The organism is uncultured Roseovarius sp., assembly GCF_947489715.1.
Lineage (GTDB): Bacteria > Pseudomonadota > Alphaproteobacteria > Rhodobacterales > Rhodobacteraceae > Roseovarius.
Window position 1 is genome coordinate 637358 of sequence record NZ_CANLER010000002.1, and the last position, 14478, is coordinate 651835.

Consider the following 14478-nt stretch of genomic DNA (forward strand, 5'->3'; position numbering starts at 1 on the left):
CGTTCCAATCCGCGGGAGAAAGCGGATCTTCCACCAGAATTTCGTTTCCGGTTTCCTGTCACGCTACTCTGGTTCGCGGTAAAGCTCATGACATGAGCAGTGCACACCACCGCCGCCCAAAGCGAACATGTCATAATCGACCGCCTCAACATGAAAGCCACGCTCTCTGAGCTGTTTATTGACATTCACATTGTGGCTCATCGACAGAACACGCTTGTTGCCAAGGCTAACTAAATTGCCGCCCAGTTTCACGCAATCCGCATATGCAACCGGAATGATTTCAATGCCGTGCGTGTTTTTGATGTGATCAAGCGCATATTGTTGCAACGCATCTTCACAGACCAATGCCAGCCCTTTTTCCAACATCACCACAACCGCGTCCACATGCACAAACTGCGGTGGGATGGGCGTTACCATGACATCCCAGTCTTTCTCGCGAAGCCAGCCCGCAACCTGTTCTGCGCCTTCCTTGGTGGACCGGTCGCCGGACCAGCCCAACAAGGCCGCACCGGGCTTCAGGATGCAAAAATCGCCACCCTCAAAATGTCCAGCCGTTACCCATTTCCAAATCGGGATGCCCGCCTTGTGGTAAAACGCGCTGGCCACGGCATAATCCCTGCGGCGGGGTGGTGTCTGGATCGAGGTTATCACCGCGCCCCAGGGCGTCATGAAGCTTGAATCGCGCGTGAAGACGGAAGACGGCAAACCCTCATCAGCTTCAGCAAAATGGACGTTCACACCGTTGCGCTCATAGACCTCCACCATCTGCCTGTGTTGCTTCATCGCTTTTTGCTTGTCGAAGCTGTGGCCCATTTCGTCCATGTTGGCCAACGTGACCGCCGAAATCGAATTTAGCGCCACCCAGCGAAAATGATCCGGTTTACCAAGCAGAACATCGGTCAGAACACCTGTCTGGGCGCTTACGCCCCAGCGCATTGTTTGGGTGTGCATGGACGTCGAGGCAGAGTGCTCTTTGGTCATATTCGATCCTGTCGCAAACAATCGAAGCGACAGTATGTATCTCCACCTGAAAACGCAACTTTGGGCTCAAAGAAGCTCATGGCGGCTAAACGACCTTTGTAGATGTTCGAACTTGTCACAGCAAAGGGCCGTCGGTCGCCGCCCGGCGTCGCGGCGCTCCCTGATGCCCGTCATGGGGTAAGATCAGCAATCGGCTCAGATCAGGCCCTCGGCCCGAAACATCGCTTTCACGTCCTGTTCAGGTCGGGCGCCGTAGTGGCTGATAACCTCTGACGCGGCGATGCAGCCCATGCGACCCGAGACGGCAAGCGGCTGACCCGTGGCGACACCGTAAAGGAAACCAGCGGCGAACTGGTCCCCCGCGCCGGTCGCATCGACGGGCGTGATTTCCCGAACCGGGACCGACACGCTTTCCTCACCCTGAACTGCCACGACATCATGCCCCGAACGGGTGCAGATGATCAGGCCACTTTCAGACGCCGCCTGCTCCAGCGCGGCACCCAGATCTTCGGTCTGGTAGAGCGATTTCCACTCGTGCTCGTTGCCAAACACGTAGTCGAGGTCACGCACCAACTGCCGGAAACCATCGCGGTGCCGGTCCACGCAGAACGGATCGCTCAGTGAAATGCCCGCCTTGCCGCCGCCCGCCTGGCAGGCCCGTGCCGCGGCTTGAAACGCCTCTTTCCCCTTGGGTTTGTCGTAGAGATACCCTTCGAGGAACAAAAGCCCCGCACCGCCCGCGACACTGTCATCCACATCTTCGGGGCCAAGCTCGGTTGAAATACCCAGATAGGTATTCATCGAGCGTTCGCCGTCGGGTGAGACAAAGATCATCGACCGCGAGGTGGGCAGTTCGCCCCCCGCCACCGGCGCGTTGACGAAATCGGTGCCCGCTTCGGCCATGCCGGTCGCATAGTAGCGGCCCAGATCGTCATCACAGACCCGTCCGATAAAGGCGGTGCTTAGCCCCATGGCACCCAGACCGGCGATGGTATTCGCGACCGATCCACCGGGCATCTGGGCGCGATTTTCCATCGCATCGTAAAGATATTCGGCGCGATCCCCTTCGATCAGCTGCATGATGCCCTTGTCGATGCCATGCGTTGACAGAAAGCCGTCATCGCTCTGACAGATCACATCCACGACGGCGTTACCGATGCCGACGGCCTGATATTTACTCATAAATTCTTGTCCTCGTATTCGCATAGATCGCGGATGATGCAGGTGCCGCACATAGGTTTGCGCGCCTTGCAATGATAGCGGCCATGCAGGATCAGCCAGTGATGCGCATGGTGCTGGAAATCGGCGGGGATCTGATCTTCGATGGCGCGTTCAACCGCAACAACATCCTTGCCGGGGCAGATGCCGGTGCGGTTTCCAACACGAAAGATATGGGTATCCACCGCCTGCGTCGGCATTCCCCACCACATGTTCAGCACCACATTGGCGGTCTTGCGCCCCACCCCCGGCAGCGATTGCAGCGCCGCGCGGGAATTCGGAACCTCGCCGCCATACTCCTCGACCAGGATGCGGCTCAGCTTGATCACGTTCTTGGCTTTCTGTCGGAACAGACCGATGGTCTTGATATGCTCGATCAGGCCTTCTTCGCCCAGCTCCAGCATCTTTTCCGGCGTATCGGCGATCTTGAAAAGCGCACGGGTGGCCTTGTTCACCCCCGCATCGGTCGCTTGCGCGCTCAGCGCCACCGCCACAACCAGCGTATAGACATTCACATGCTCCAGTTCGCCCTTGGGCTCCGGGTCGGCCTCGTGAAAGCGGGTAAAGATTTCGCGGATGGTATGATAGTCTAACTGCTTTGCCATAGGCCCCCTATGCCGACAAATCAGCCAATGCGCAATATTCGGGTCGCAGGCGCAGCCCAGACGCTTTATCTTCGACACAATCGAATTAGGACCCAGGACCATGAACGCCGAACCGCAGCAAAGCTATCACTACCATGTCATGCGCCGGGCAATTGATCTGATTGATCAAAGTGACGAAGCGCAATCGCTGAACACACTGGCGGCGGAAATGGACATGAGTCCGGCGCATTTTCAGCGGCTCTTCACCTCATGGGTTGGGGTGTCGCCCAAGCGATATCAACAATACCTGGCGCTTGGTCACGCTAAATCCCTGCTGGCCGAACGCTTTACCACACTGGAAACCGCACATGAGCTGGGCCTTTCCGGCTCTGGCCGCCTGCACGATCTGTTTCTGCGCTGGGAGGCGATGAGCCCCGGAGAATTTGCCCGCAAGGGTGAGGGGCTGACCGTCTATTGGGGCTGGTTTGACAGTCCCTTCGGCCTGTCGCTTGTCATGGGAACCCAGCGTGGCATCTGCGGCATCGGCTTTGCCAGCGAGGCGGGCGAAGAGGCAACGATGGAGGATCTGATCTCGCGCTGGCCCAAGGCGGAATTCGTCGAGGATCCGATGATGCTGCGCCCCTGGGTGCTGACAGCCTTCGGCGCGCCGGACCAACTGCGCGAACCCGCACCGCTTTACATGATCGGCGCACCGTTTCAGATCAACGTGTGGGAGGCATTGCTGCGGGTGCCCTCGGGGCAGGTCACCACCTATTCCGAGATTGCGCAATCCATCGGACGTCCCCGCGCCGTGCGCGCCGTAGGCACCGCTGTCGGGCGTAATCCGGTCAGCTTTCTGATCCCCTGCCACCGCGCCTTGCGCAAATCCGGCGGATTGGGCGGATATCACTGGGGCTTGCCGGTCAAACGCGCGATCCTGGCATGGGAAAGCGCCCGCGCCGAGGCTTAGCGCCTTGGCAGCGACCGGATTCTGGCTCCGCCGTGCACAAGGGTGTTCGAATGCGAGCCCGCTAGGTCAGTGATCGCTCTATGCACAGCGCTCAGAGGCGCAGCATCTGATAGCTTCGTTCAAGGAACATGCCGGGACGACCCCGTCGCGCGACCTGACCTCATGAACCGGCCTTCGCGCGATCACTTGGCCATTGCGTTCTTGACCAAGCCAACGATGGCCAGCAGCACACCGCCACCCACACCGCCCGACGCGATCTGACCGATGATTGCACCAAGATCCGTACCACCACCCGCGGCACCAGCACCCAGCGCCGACAGGATCTGCCCGCCAAGGCCACCACCGACGATCCCGGCAACCGAATTCAGCAGCAGGCCCAGATTGGCGTTCTTCAAAAGGCCACCGGCCACGTTACCACCTACGGCGCCCGCAATCAGACTGATCAGAAGTTCCATCTATCTTCCTTCCTGTCGGGCCGTATCACAGATTACAATTTTCAGGCCGAAGATTGACCCATCCCTCCGGTAGGAAAGACGCTAACAGAGCGGAAAAGGTCAATCTAAGGGGAAAACAACCCCAAGCGTTCCCCGCGATCACTCGCCGTGACGCAGTAACCGTTGCTTTTGACGATTCCAGTCGCGCTTGGCCTCGGTCGCGCGCTTGTCGACATTCTTCTTGCCCTTGGCGATGCCGATCTTCAGCTTGGCCAGACCCCGGTGATTGAAATACAGAACCAGCGGTACCAGCGTCATGCCCTTGCGCTGGGTGTCATTCCACAGCCGTGACATCTCTTTTTTCGACACCAGCAACTTGCGACGGCGCTTTTCCTCGTGGGTGAAGGTCTTGGCCTGTTTGTAGGGCGCGATATAGCTGTTCACCAACCACAATTCACCCTCATCCACGGCGGCATAACTCTCGGCGATATTGCTGCCGCCCTCGCGCAGGGATTTCACCTCGGACCCTTCCAGGATGATCCCGCATTCGATGTCATCCTCGATGGCATAATCATAGCGCGCCCGCCGATTCTCGGCGATCACCTTGTAGTTCGGATTGTCCTTCGGATTGGCCATGAATGTCGTCCTATCGGGGTGCCGGATGCCTGTCCAGCGATCCACTACAATAAGAGGCCGCTTGGCAGGTTCCAAGGCCGCAGGTTCGGAAATTGTCAAAACAGGCAATTCAATGACAGCGTTCAGAGGATTTACCTGCTGGCGCATCGCGCAGAGTTACAACAATCCGCGTACACAGTTTACACAGTTGCAACTCTAGGCCCGCAAATCCTTGGGCGATCCCATGACGACGTAAGAGGTGATCGAGGCAACCTGCGGCAACGTCCCGACAACATCCGTATGAAAGGATTTATAGGCGGGCAGATCGGCCACCTCGATGCGTAAAAGATATTCCACCGCCCCGGTGATGTTGTGGCATTCCACCACTTCGGGCGCGATCGCCATGGCGCGCTCAAATGCTTCCTGACTGGCTTTTGTGTGTGAATTCAACCCCACAGCGGCAAAAGCGACAAAGCCGACACCCATCGCCGGACGGTTCAAAACAGCCCGGTAACCCTGAATCACACCCCTCTTTTCAAGGGCAGCAACACGGCGCAGACAGGCCGAGGCCGACAGCCCGACCTTTTCCGCCAGCTCCAGATTGCTGATCCGGCCATCGCGGGTTAGCTCACGCAATATATTTTCGTCAATTTGATCCATGGCCGCATTTAGTTGCACGATTTTTGATGAAACGCAAAACTTCGCAATTCAAATGCGCCAAGACCCGCATAAGATTGCCCGCATGACTTATGAACTGCTCACCGCTCTTTTCGCCTTTGCCCTCGTGACCGTGATCACGCCGGGGCCGAACAACCTGATGCTGATGGCCTCGGGCGCGAATTTCGGATTTCGCCGTACTTTGCCGCATATGCTGGGCATCGGAATCGGCTTCCCGACGATGATTTTCCTCGTGGGGATCGGCGTGATGCAGGTCTTTGATCTCTGGCCACTCAGCTACACGATCCTCAAGATTTTCAGCGTCACTTATCTGCTTTATCTGGCCTGGAAGATCGCCAATGCCGCCCCACCAAAAAACACGCAGGCAGAGGGTAAGCCTTTGACTTTCCTGCAGTCTGCCGCGTTCCAATGGGTTAATCCCAAAGCATGGAGCATGGCCCTGTCGGCCATCACGCTTTACGCCAGCGGCCGCGACCTTCCCGCGGTCCTGTGGGTGGCAGGGGTTTATGTCTGCGTCTCTTTCCTCAGCACCACGGGCTGGACCGTTCTGGGCCAGCAGATGCGCCGCCTGCTGACCAATCCCGCGCGGCTGCGGATCTTCAACACCCTCATGGCGCTTTTGCTGGTGGCCACGCTGATCCCCGTGTTATGGCCAGCACAAGGCTGAGCGCGAGGGGTCCGGATGCCCAAAATCCTTTCTCTGGTTCACACCGCGGAGGTTCATAGCGATACGTTCGACGCCCTGCGCGACCGGATCGCACCGGGCCTGGCCTTGCATCATCACATCCGCACGGATTGGCTGGATCGGGCACAAGTAGGCATGAGCCCTGAGCTGGCCCAGGAGATTCGCCAAACCGTACAGGACTCACATCAACCGGTGATCTGTACCTGCACCACCATCGCCCCTGTTGCGGAAAATGCCGGTGCCATCCGAATTGATCAGCCGATGATGCAGGAAGCCGCCCGTCTGGGTGGGCCGGTAATCATGGCCTACTGCCTTGAAAGTACAAAAGAACCCAGTCTTGAGCTGCTGCTATACACACTTTTGATGGAAAAGAGCCAGGGTACCGCTCACCTCTTGCCTCTCACCCATCTCTGGCCTTTGTTCATGTCGGGCCGGATCAAGGATTTTCACGCTGAAATCGCCAGCGCCATTCGTGAAAAGATTGACGATTTTCCCCCAACCGCCTGCGTGGTTCTGGCACAGGCATCAATGGCCGGGGCAGCGGCCTTGCTGACCGATCTGCCGGTCCCGGTACTCACCTCGCCCGAACTGGCCCTGCGGGCTGGATTGGCGCAGTTGTGATTGCAAATCCCCGTCTGTGCAGCCATATATCGCAGCGGACAAGGTGGAGACAGTGATGACCAATTACCTCGACTTCGAAAAGCCACTGGCCGAAATCGAAGGCAAGGCAGAAGAACTGCGCGCACTTGCGCGCGCCAACGAGGAAATGAATGTCGAGTCCGAAGCATCGGCACTGGACAAGAAGGCCGCCGATATCCTCCGCGATCTCTACAAAGACCTCTCGCCCTGGCGCAAATGCCAGGTGGCGCGTCACCCCGAACGGCCCCATTGCCGCGATTACATCGAACAATTGTTCCGGGAATACACGCCCCTGGCGGGTGATCGGAACTTTGCCGATGATCTGGCAGTGATGGGAGGGCTGGCCCGTCTGGACGACATGTCCGTGGTGGTCATCGGACATGAAAAAGGCGCCGACACCAAAAGCCGGATCGAACGTAATTTCGGCATGGCCCGGCCCGAAGGATACCGCAAGGCCATTCGCCTGATGGAGCTTGCCGACAAGTTCAACCTGCCCGTCGTCACGCTGGTTGACACGCCCGGCGCCTATCCCGGCAAGGGCGCCGAAGAGCGTGGCCAGTCCGAGGCGATTGCCCGTGCAACTGAAAAATGCCTGCAAATCGGCGTGCCACTGGTATCCGTGGTGATCGGCGAAGGTGGATCAGGCGGGGCCGTGGCCTTTGCCAGTGCCAACCGCGTGGCGATGCTGGAACATTCGATCTATTCCGTGATCTCACCCGAAGGGTGCGCCAGCATCCTTTGGAAAGACGCCGAAAAGATGCGCGAGGCCGCCGAAGCGCTGCGTCTGACCGCACAGGATCTGACCAAGCTTGGTGTGGCCGACCGGATCATCAACGAGCCGATGGGCGGCGCGCACCGCGACCCCAAGACCACCATTACCGCTGTCGGCAAAGCCATCACAGCCATGCTGAGCGAGCTGAGCGCCAAGTCGCGCGACGAACTTGTAGCGGACCGGCGCAAGAAATTCCTGTCGATGGGCGACAAGGGCCTGGCGGCCTAAGACAGGCGCTTATTCTATCTGCGGGCAGCCTGTACCGCCAATGCCATCGTCGCCGTTGGGACAGGCAATTGCCGACGACACAGGCGCTCGTTCAAGAACCTGATCAGCCGGGGCAGCCTGCGATTTGGGCGCTGAAAGGGGCTCTTGCTCGGGCGCTTTTGCACAGGTCGCCAGAAACAGGCAAATCGCCAATAGATATTTCGCACGAACCGTCATTCCTCGGTCTCCCCGGTCTTGTAAAAATAGGCCCCGGCGCGAAACCGGTATGTCCCTTTCTGGGCACCCTTTAGTCCCGCCGCCTTGCTGCTGAGAGCCCGAAACACACCCATCTGCAATTCAGCATGCTGTTCTTCCAATGCCGCTATCTGTTCCTCGGTCAGATCGGAATAATGCACCGCACGCTCAAAGGCCTGCTTCTGACCTGTTACGTTATCCGTGGCCGTTGACAGGTGGTCGCCGACATTGCGGGCCAGGTAGGCAATCTGTTCCTCGCTGCCGGCATGTGGCTGATAGGATCGTTTGATTAGGCGGACGGTCTGACCGTCATTCCCGATTTCGACCGTGGCGTTGGCTTCCAGCGTATCCAGCATCGTGCGCGGATGCACATCCCGGCGCACCAGCCATGCCAGCGCATCGAAGGAGGGCGCATCGCCGGAACGGGCAAGCTCCAGCGGTTCGCCGTCCCGGTGATATCCCTCCTCGGTCTGCCACAGCGCCACAAGCCGGGTCAGATGTGAGGTTTTGGCTGGTTTAGGCTCGAATTCACGCAGACGGGCTATGTCGCGACGCTGCAAACCGGTCATCACCGAAAGACGGCTATCGGTTGCCTTACCGTCCGATGCTCGCATCGCCTCGGCCACGTAATGTGCCTTCAGCCTTTCGGAAAGCTCCGCGAACAGCACGCCGCGCGCCACCATCAATCGCGCCAGCGGCCCAAGCAGACTATCAAGGAAATCTTTCATATGTGTTTTTTGCACATTATCTCTGGACAAGAAAGCTTTAAATATAATATGTGCATTTTACACATTTATTGATAGAGGTATCCAATGTCGCGTCTAAACAGTGTCTACGTCGCCCTAATTGCCATGGGGATCGGTTTGATTTCCGCCTGTTCCCATGATGCACCATCCGAGGCTGAACCAAGAGACTCTGCCGCCGATTACAGTGCAAGCCCGTCCCCCGCATCACCCGCGATCATTGACGCGGCACCCGGCAGGATCGCTGCGTCTGAAAAATCTTCCCGCATTGCAAAAGCGCCCTCGCAACGCCAGCCAAGGACAGGTGTTGTGACGGCGGGGGACATCGACGACACGCTGAATGTTGCCGCCTTCCAAACCTATCTGAAACGCAAGAAACGCACCGTTGGCACGCCCACTGCCAATTTCTCCAGGCCCTTCATGGCACAGCTTGTCGGCCCAAACGGACAGCCTGCAGCGGGCGTCTATTTCACCCTACGAAAACCCGGCGCGCCCGAGCCGTTCTACAGCGGTCATTCGGGTGTGGATGGCAACATAACCGTTTTCCCGGCCACATTGGGTGCCGGGCAATTCAGACAGGTAGAGTTTCGCGCGATCACCGACGGGCAGACCGGCACCACCATCAAAGTACTGAAGACCGGCCTGAACCGGCACAAGATCGCGCTGGCAGACAAAACCAGATGGACGCCCGCCTTTCTGGATCTGGCCTTCGTCGTCGATACCACGGGCAGTATGGGCGATGAGTTGGATTGGTTGACCCGCGAAATGCGCAGCATCGTCGACGTGGCACGCAAGGCCGCGCCCGGTGTCGATATTCGCTTTTCTCTTGTTGTCTATCGCGATCACGGTGACGCCTACATCGTGCGCAACATGGGCTTTTCCAACTCGGCAGCCACCATGCAACGCTGGCTGAAACGTCAGAATGCCAGTGGCGGCGGGGATTATCCCGAAGCAGCGGCGGCAGCACTGAAATCTGCGGTCAATCTGAATTGGCGCCGCGGGAAGGGTGAGCGTATTCTTTTCCACATTGCCGACGCGCCCCCTCATGCAAGGGACGCGCGCACCTATCTTGCAGCCGCCCGGACTGCTGCCAAACGCAACATCCAGATCTTTGGTCTGGGCGCCAGCGGCGTGGCGGACGAGGCAGAGCTACTGATGCGTCAGGCCGCTGCAATGACATCCGGGCGCTACCTGTTTTTGACGGATGACAGCGGTGTGGGTCTTTCTCATGCCGAGCCGGATATCGCCTGCTACCGCGTAACAAAGCTGAAAGACCTCTTGATCCGCGTGCTGAAATCCGAGCTTTCCGGCACCCGCATCGAAGCTGCAAAATCAAGCATCATCCGCGAAGTCGGTGCTTATCGTCGAGGCATTTGCCTGAACTGAGGGTCACCCCACCAGCATCTTCAGGCCCTGGGTCACATCCGACCGCACTGCCAACCTCAGCCCCGGCTCGTCCCCGGCCTTGAGCGCGCCGATGATCAGCCGATGGTAATGCGGCGGGTCCTTGCGGGTCAGCTTGCCATAAAGCGAGCGCATGGTCGGACCCAGCTGCAACCACACGGTCTCGGCCATCGCCAGCATGGCCGGGGCCTGCGCCCGCAGATAAAGCGTGCGGTGAAATTCCAGATTGCGGCGGATATATCCCACCGCATCGTGGCGCGCGATATTCTCGGAAATCAGCGTGTTGATACTCTGCAAGCGGTCAATCAGCGCAATATGAGCCCGGGGCAGCGCACGGCTGGCCAGTTCCACCTCGATCAGAGCGCGCAGGGCGGCCAATTCCTCGATCCGGTCATTGCTGAGTTCAGGGGTCGAAACGCGACCCGAACTTGACAGCGTCAGCGCCCCCTCGGCGGTCAGCCGGCGCACAGCCTCGCGGGCGGGGGTCATCGACACGTCGAATTCGGCACCGACACCGCGCAGGGTCAATGCCTGTCCCGGCGCGATCTCTCCATGCATGATCCGGGTGCGCAACCCGCGATAGACCCGGTCATGGGCAGAAGGAGACGGATCGGAGCGTGGGTTAAGAAGCATGTGCCGTTTGTGATCACAAAACCTCGTCCGGTCAATCACCGAATCGATAGCGGTGCAGATCGGCACCGTTGCGACGCAGCCAATGGCGCGGCTCGGCATAGTCGGGCAGCAAGTCTTCGACCAGACCCCAGAATGCGGCGGAATGGTTCATTTCCTGCAAATGCGCCACCTCGTGCGCGGCCACGTAATCCAGCACCTCGGGCGGGGCCAGGATCAACCGCCAGGAATACATCAGCCCGCCCGCCGCGGTGCATGACCCCCAGCGGGACCGGGTGTCGCGCAGGGTGATACGGGTATAGCCCCGCCCCAGCGCCGCGGCATAATGATCAGACGCGACCGCCAGCCGATCCCGCGCCAATGTCTTGAGAAACGCCTGCAATCGGGACGCCACATTCTGCTCCGGTCCCGGCACCAACAGGCTATCACCTGCGGGCAACACCCGCCGCCCCTTTCCTTCGACGATTCGCAATAACTGCCCTTCGACGGGGATTTCGACCCCCCAGGCCACTGGCATGATAGCGGGTCTTTCTTGCAACTGTGCGCGTAGCCAATCACCCTTGCTGCGGGCGAAATCCAGTGCCTCACCCTCTGACACGCCACGCGGCAACGTCAGCGTTACCAGCCCGTCAAGCCCCGAAACCCGTAAGGAAATCCGCCGTGCGCGCGGTGACCGGCGCAAGGTCAGTTCAACCGGGGGGTTGCCGGGAAGAAGATGTTGGCCCATATGGCCTCCTGAATAACCTGTCGCGCAAGACTTCAAAGCCTTTGACACCTGTCCCCCGTTATGGCAGGTGGCGCGGATCGTCGACAAGACCAGAGATTTGAAAGGGATTACCCATGCCCAAAGAAGAATGGGGCGTAAAGCGCCTGTGCCCCACCACCGGCAAAAGGTTTTACGACCTGAACGCCAACCCGATCATCAACCCCTACACGGGTGAAGTGTTCGAACTGGAAACCGGCAAGAGCCGTTCGATCACGGCCGATGCCGAAGACGCCGAAACCAAGAAGATGAAAGACGCCGATACCGACAGCACCGATGACGTGCTGGACGATGATGACGATGATGTCGATGTCGATCTGGGCGATGACGTTCTGGAAGATGATGATGACGATGATGTCTCGCTGGACGAAATCGCCGACGTTGCTGCGGACGACGACGATAGTTGATCACGACCCAAGGCGGGATTTTCCACTTGATCCCGCCTGCCGCTTTGCCTAATTAGCGGCGAACTGACCCGACGGGTCATATGGTACGGGGCCTTAGCTCAGCTGGGAGAGCGCTTGCATGGCATGCAAGAGGTCAGGGGTTCGATCCCCCTAGGCTCCACCAAATCTCATGAAATCAATATCCCTCGTTATTTGGGTTTGCGGCCCGTCCACGGGATGCCTTGCTGGCCAGGGCGCAGTCGTTTACCTTAAGTTGAATGGACGAACCGACATTCTTCAAAAATTATTCCAATGCGTAATATCTCCCATCTGTCCCGGCGTCAGGTACTGGCAGGGTCCGCCGCCCTTGCCACCTTGGGAATGCGCCCAGCAAGCGCGCGGGATCTGGCGATTGAATTCGATCTGCCAACGGCTGCATTGGACGAACTTCGCCAGTCCGCTGGCCCTCGGATCTACTTGCCCGGCGATCCCGGCTTTGGGTTGAAGGCACGGGTCAACAACCTGCGCTATTTTGCCGATCTTCCCCGGGCAGTCGTGGTATGCCCGAATGCAGGGGCCACCGTGCAGACCGTCAACTGGCTACGCAGCTTTGACATCCCGTTTCAGATCAAGGGTGGTGGCCATTCCTATGCGGGCTATTCTGCCGGGCCGGATGTGGTCGTGTTCACGCAGGGCATGGACCAGACCGAGATTTTCAGCCACCCGGACAACCCCGCCACAACCCTGCTGAAGGTCGGTGCCGGGGCCATCAATTACAAAGTCTATGACACGCTCGAAGAAAACGGCCTGACGCTGACGCATGGGCGCTGTCCGACCGTGGGGATCGCGGGCTTTGTCCTTGGCGGCGGGATCGGGTTTGATATGCGCCATCTGGGCCTTGCCTCGGACCTGCTGATCGAAACACAGATTGTACTGGCAAACGGGACAGAGGTGACCGCCTCAGCCACGCAAAACACCGATCTGTTCTGGGCATTGCGCGGCGGCGCCGGGGGCAGCTTTGGCGTCTCAACCAGTTTCACGTTTGAAACCCTGGATGTCAGCCAGATGCAAATCGGTGTGTTTAACCGCACATGGCGCAGTACAGATCAACATTTCGTGGCGCAATTTCTGCATCAGATGATGGCGCTTTTTCAGGCCGACGATACGCGGCAACTGGGCACACGACTATCTGTCACCTTCGGTACGCCGCCGGATAATCCAAGCGCCCCGGCGGGCTATGCGATAAACCTTGTCGGTCAGTGGATCGGGCCGCCCGCCGATCTGCGCGCCCTGTTCGACCAGCTTGATGGTGACCTGCCGCCCGTGACTGTCGCCGTCGACTATCATGGCCCCTACTGGATCGCGCAACACCTGCTGGAAGAGCCGGAAGAAGAGATGTTCTATCAGGAACGCTCCACCTTCATTCCGACAACCCCGAACGAGGCCGCGCTCCATGACGCGCTAAGCACCTTGCAATCGCGGCCCGATGTCCACGGCACCTGCGACCTTCGGTTCTTTCAAACCGGTGGTGCGGTGAATGACATGATGGCCGGGAACAGTGCCTTCGTCCATCGCGACAGCGAATGGCTACCGCTGATCGGTTTCTACTGGACCGGACAGGACCAGACCGATCCGGCGCTCCTTCAGCAGGGCCATGATTGGCAGGATCGGTTTTATATGCAGATCGTCGATACATTCGGCGGCGCGGGCGCCTATCAGAATTTCCCGGACCCTTCATTGCAGGATTTCGCCACGGCTTACTTTCGGGGCAATCTGGACAGGCTGCGTCAGGTCAAGGCCAAATACGACCCGCAAAACCTGTTCACCTTTGCGCAATCCGTACCGCCGCTCTAATCCACTACACGACAGGTCAGGTTGATCCGCCCACCCTTGGGCAACAGGGCCGAGCTGCCGAATTTGATCCGATCCACCCCGTGATAGGTCAGACGCGCCTCGCCGCCCATCACCACCACATCGCCCGATTGCAGCCAGATCGATTCGGTCTTGCCGCCGCGCGTGGTGTTGCCGATCCGGAACATCCCCTCATCCCCCAGTGACAGCGACAGCACCGGCCATTTGAAATCCGCCTCGTCGCGATCCTGGTGCATGCCCATCCGCGCCCCTTCACTGTAGAAATTGATCAGGCAGCAATCCGGGTCGCGCGCCTTGCTTACCAGATCCCGCCAGATCGCCAGCACCCGATCCGGAATCGCAGGCCACGCTGTGCCCGCGGGATGTGTCGGCACATAGCTGTAGCCCGACCTGTCGGAATACCACCCGTATTTCCCAGCCGAGGTCATGCGAACCGTCATCGGTTTGCCAAAGGGCGTATCCGGCGAAAAGAGCGGTGCGGCGGCAACAACATCGCGCAAATCCGCGACCAAACCCGCCTGCTCATCGGGATTCAGCAAACCCTTGAAAACATGGAATCCCCGGATGGTGATTGTCGGTCTGCGCATGCTGCCCTCTTTTGATCCGCCCTAACTGCACATTTTAGCGCAAAATTGCAAAATC

Annotated in this window: 18 protein-coding genes and 1 tRNA gene; 8 read left to right on the forward strand and 11 right to left on the reverse strand. The window is 59.0% G+C overall.

Translation table 11 applies throughout. The features are described from left to right. Positions 1 to 63 precede the first annotated feature (63 nt). From Q1B27_RS08730 to nth, 3 genes are all read right to left on the reverse strand, one after another. Positions 64 to 981, reverse strand: a complete 918-nt coding sequence (locus Q1B27_RS08730; RefSeq protein WP_299846496.1) for a dimethylarginine dimethylaminohydrolase family protein — start codon at positions 979 to 981, stop codon at positions 64 to 66. A 195-nt stretch (positions 982 to 1176) separates the two neighbouring features. Next, the gene (locus Q1B27_RS08735) at positions 1177 to 2163 is read right to left on the reverse strand and encodes an adenosine kinase (RefSeq protein ID WP_299846498.1); all 987 of its coding nucleotides are present in this window, start codon (positions 2161 to 2163) and stop codon (positions 1177 to 1179) included. Continuing rightward, positions 2160 to 2804, reverse strand: a complete 645-nt coding sequence (nth, locus tag Q1B27_RS08740) for an endonuclease III (RefSeq protein WP_299846500.1) — start codon at positions 2802 to 2804, stop codon at positions 2160 to 2162. The genes Q1B27_RS08735 and nth overlap by 4 nt, the downstream gene beginning before the upstream one ends. Before the next feature lie 100 nt (positions 2805 to 2904). On the opposite strand from nth, the gene Q1B27_RS08745 reads away from it, so the two are divergent. Next, a complete protein-coding gene (locus Q1B27_RS08745) occupies positions 2905 to 3753 on the forward strand; it encodes a bifunctional helix-turn-helix domain-containing protein/methylated-DNA--[protein]-cysteine S-methyltransferase (protein WP_299846501.1) in 849 nt (282 codons plus the stop codon). 182 nt (positions 3754 to 3935) lie between these two features. Here Q1B27_RS08745 and Q1B27_RS08750 read toward each other — a convergent pair whose 3' ends face one another. The 3 genes from Q1B27_RS08750 to Q1B27_RS08760 all read right to left on the reverse strand — a co-directional run bounded on the left by Q1B27_RS08750 (position 3936) and on the right by Q1B27_RS08760 (position 5462). Then, the gene (locus tag Q1B27_RS08750; RefSeq protein ID WP_299846502.1) at positions 3936 to 4208 is read right to left on the reverse strand and encodes a hypothetical protein; all 273 of its coding nucleotides are present in this window, start codon (positions 4206 to 4208) and stop codon (positions 3936 to 3938) included. Between the two features lie 138 nt (positions 4209 to 4346). Further along, a complete protein-coding gene (smpB, locus tag Q1B27_RS08755; RefSeq protein WP_299846503.1) occupies positions 4347 to 4823 on the reverse strand; it encodes an SsrA-binding protein SmpB in 477 nt (158 codons plus the stop codon). Positions 4824 to 5018: 195 nt separating this feature from the next. Continuing rightward, a complete protein-coding gene (locus tag Q1B27_RS08760; protein ID WP_299846505.1) occupies positions 5019 to 5462 on the reverse strand; it encodes an Lrp/AsnC family transcriptional regulator in 444 nt (147 codons plus the stop codon). An 82-nt stretch (positions 5463 to 5544) separates the two neighbouring features. Here Q1B27_RS08760 and Q1B27_RS08765 point away from each other — a divergent pair, with 82 nt between their 5' ends. Genes Q1B27_RS08765 through Q1B27_RS08775 form a run of 3 tightly spaced genes read left to right on the forward strand, consistent with a single transcriptional unit; the run spans position 5545 to position 7804 of the window. Continuing rightward, on the forward strand, positions 5545 to 6147 hold the full coding sequence (locus Q1B27_RS08765) for a LysE family translocator (RefSeq protein ID WP_299846507.1): 603 nt from the start codon (positions 5545 to 5547) through the stop codon (positions 6145 to 6147). A 15-nt stretch (positions 6148 to 6162) separates the two neighbouring features. After that, positions 6163 to 6786, forward strand: coding sequence for a hypothetical protein (locus Q1B27_RS08770; RefSeq protein WP_299846508.1), 624 nt, complete (start codon positions 6163 to 6165; stop codon positions 6784 to 6786). A 55-nt stretch (positions 6787 to 6841) separates the two neighbouring features. Then, on the forward strand, positions 6842 to 7804 hold the full coding sequence (locus Q1B27_RS08775) for an acetyl-CoA carboxylase carboxyltransferase subunit alpha (RefSeq protein ID WP_299846510.1): 963 nt from the start codon (positions 6842 to 6844) through the stop codon (positions 7802 to 7804). Positions 7805 to 7813: 9 nt separating this feature from the next. Here the strand turns inward: Q1B27_RS08775 and Q1B27_RS08780 are convergent, their stop codons facing one another. Further along, positions 7814 to 8020 carry a hypothetical protein gene (locus Q1B27_RS08780; RefSeq protein ID WP_299846511.1) on the reverse strand — a complete coding sequence of 69 codons (207 nt, stop codon included), beginning with the start codon at positions 8018 to 8020 and terminating at the stop codon, positions 7814 to 7816. Continuing rightward, complete coding sequence (locus Q1B27_RS08785; RefSeq protein ID WP_299846513.1) at positions 8017 to 8766, reverse strand: DUF6502 family protein; 750 nt, start codon at positions 8764 to 8766, stop codon at positions 8017 to 8019. Before Q1B27_RS08785 ends, Q1B27_RS08780 begins: the two co-directional genes overlap by 4 nt. Before the next feature lie 84 nt (positions 8767 to 8850). Here Q1B27_RS08785 and Q1B27_RS08790 point away from each other — a divergent pair, with 84 nt between their 5' ends. Further along, the gene (locus Q1B27_RS08790) at positions 8851 to 10167 is read left to right on the forward strand and encodes a VWA domain-containing protein (RefSeq protein WP_299846515.1); all 1317 of its coding nucleotides are present in this window, start codon (positions 8851 to 8853) and stop codon (positions 10165 to 10167) included. 3 nt (positions 10168 to 10170) lie between these two features. Here the strand turns inward: Q1B27_RS08790 and Q1B27_RS08795 are convergent, their stop codons facing one another. After that, positions 10171 to 10818 (reverse strand): GntR family transcriptional regulator, encoded by a 648-nt coding sequence (locus Q1B27_RS08795; RefSeq protein ID WP_299846517.1) that lies wholly within the window; start codon positions 10816 to 10818, stop codon positions 10171 to 10173. A 31-nt stretch (positions 10819 to 10849) separates the two neighbouring features. Beyond that, a complete protein-coding gene (locus tag Q1B27_RS08800; protein WP_299846519.1) occupies positions 10850 to 11542 on the reverse strand; it encodes a M48 family metallopeptidase in 693 nt (230 codons plus the stop codon). A 113-nt stretch (positions 11543 to 11655) separates the two neighbouring features. Between Q1B27_RS08800 and Q1B27_RS08805 the strand changes: the two genes are divergently transcribed. The 3 genes from Q1B27_RS08805 (at position 11656) to Q1B27_RS08815 (ending at position 13818) form a co-directional block, all read left to right on the forward strand. Beyond that, positions 11656 to 11985, forward strand: coding sequence for a TIGR02300 family protein (locus Q1B27_RS08805; RefSeq protein WP_299846520.1), 330 nt, complete (start codon positions 11656 to 11658; stop codon positions 11983 to 11985). A gap of 87 nt (positions 11986 to 12072) precedes the next feature. After that, a tRNA-Ala gene (locus tag Q1B27_RS08810) sits at positions 12073 to 12148 on the forward strand. 128 nt (positions 12149 to 12276) lie between these two features. Beyond that, positions 12277 to 13818, forward strand: a complete 1542-nt coding sequence (locus tag Q1B27_RS08815) for an FAD-binding oxidoreductase (protein WP_299846522.1) — start codon at positions 12277 to 12279, stop codon at positions 13816 to 13818. Here the strand turns inward: Q1B27_RS08815 and Q1B27_RS08820 are convergent. Continuing rightward, positions 13815 to 14423, reverse strand: coding sequence for an alpha-ketoglutarate-dependent dioxygenase AlkB (locus tag Q1B27_RS08820; RefSeq protein WP_299846524.1), 609 nt, complete (start codon positions 14421 to 14423; stop codon positions 13815 to 13817). The two genes, Q1B27_RS08815 and Q1B27_RS08820, sit on opposite strands and share 4 nt — an antisense overlap. Between the last annotated feature and the right edge of the window lie 55 nt (positions 14424 to 14478).